2 protein-coding genes are annotated in these 1,072 nt (G+C 37.7%); one reads left to right on the top strand and one right to left on the bottom strand.

Features of this window, described 5'->3' with window-relative positions:
* Window positions 1–123: 123 nt before the first annotated feature.
* On the top strand, window positions 124–462 hold the full coding sequence (locus F6J94_RS34015; protein ID WP_293048394.1) for a hypothetical protein: 339 nt from the start codon (window positions 124–126) through the stop codon (window positions 460–462).
* A 108-nt stretch (window positions 463–570) separates the two neighbouring features.
* On the opposite strand, the gene F6J94_RS34010 is transcribed toward F6J94_RS34015, so the two are convergent.
* Window positions 571–1,072 (bottom strand): ATP-grasp domain-containing protein (locus F6J94_RS34010; protein WP_293048390.1); only part of this gene is annotated, 502 nt, incomplete at its 5' end.

Below are 1,072 nucleotides of genomic sequence, written 5' to 3'. Positions count from 1 at the left end.
GGGGTTTAAGAGTGTTAAAAATGACATGGAACTCACGGAAGTTATATTTACTGTGGTGTTCAAATTACTGATACGATACTACACTTATATTACCAAGATGTCCAGGAATTAGAGGAAAAAATTATGCGTACCTTAACTCGTACATCAACTACTGAAATGGAAGTAACTAGTATTCGCTTAGAGAGAAGTCTGAAAGATAAACTTAAAGAACTTTCTGGGAATCAAGGTTATCAGGCATTAATCCGAGATATTCTTTGGAATTACGTTCATCAAAAATCAGGAGATTATCGCCCTCAATTTGCGCCTTCTGATATTAGAGCTACTTTGGATGCAAAAGCGAGAAAAGATGAAAGTTGTGCTTTAACAGGTAAATTAATCCAAGAAGGAGAAAATATGCTGTTAGCATTTACCATTTACGGGGACTTAGTACCTTTGAGTGTAGAAAGTCTAAATAAAGAGTAATTGAGAAACGACATCCTGGGTCACAGTCACCAATCCGTGACCCCACAATTTAAAATCTAATAATCTAAGACTCAACCCGCCCCTAATTAGTTCCAAAAGACACTAAATTTAGAGATTTGGTGATTCACTCAAATTAACTGTTTTTGCTGCTTTAAAAGCTTTATTTCTGGCATCTGTGACATCTTTTCCTTTGGCTAATGCGACTCCCATACGACGATAGGGACGAGAAGTGAGTTTACCAAATAATCTGATATCTACATCTGGTGTAGCTAAAGCTTTGGCTACATGATTAAAAATAATATTTTTTGAATGGCGATCAGCAAGGATAACTGCGCTAGCTGAAGGGGCAAAAGTTTCTATGTGGGGAATTGGTAAGCCCAAAATGGCTCTTAAATGCAATTCAAATTCATTCAAATTTTGAGAAATTAACGTTACCATTCCTGTATCGTGAGGACGAGGGGAAAGTTCGGAAAATATCACTTCATCTTTGGTAATAAAGAATTCCACACCGAAAATTCCTGCACCACCTAAAGCATCGGTTACTTTAGTCGCGATCGCCTGTGCTGCTTTTATTTGTGCTTCGCTAATACCTGCGGGTTGCCAAGATTCC

The organism is Moorena sp. SIO1F2, assembly GCF_010672755.1.
In the GTDB taxonomy this organism is placed as follows: Bacteria; Cyanobacteriota; Cyanobacteriia; order Cyanobacteriales; family Coleofasciculaceae; genus Moorena.
Note: the sequence above shows the minus strand (reverse complement) of the source record. Positions and strands in the feature narration are given on the sequence as shown.

Bases quoted from the DNA above. Each gene is read 5' to 3' on its own strand.
- F6J94_RS34015 (WP_293048394.1), top strand. From the start codon at position 124: ATGCGTACCTTAACTCGTACATCAACTACTGAAATGGAAGTAACTAGT.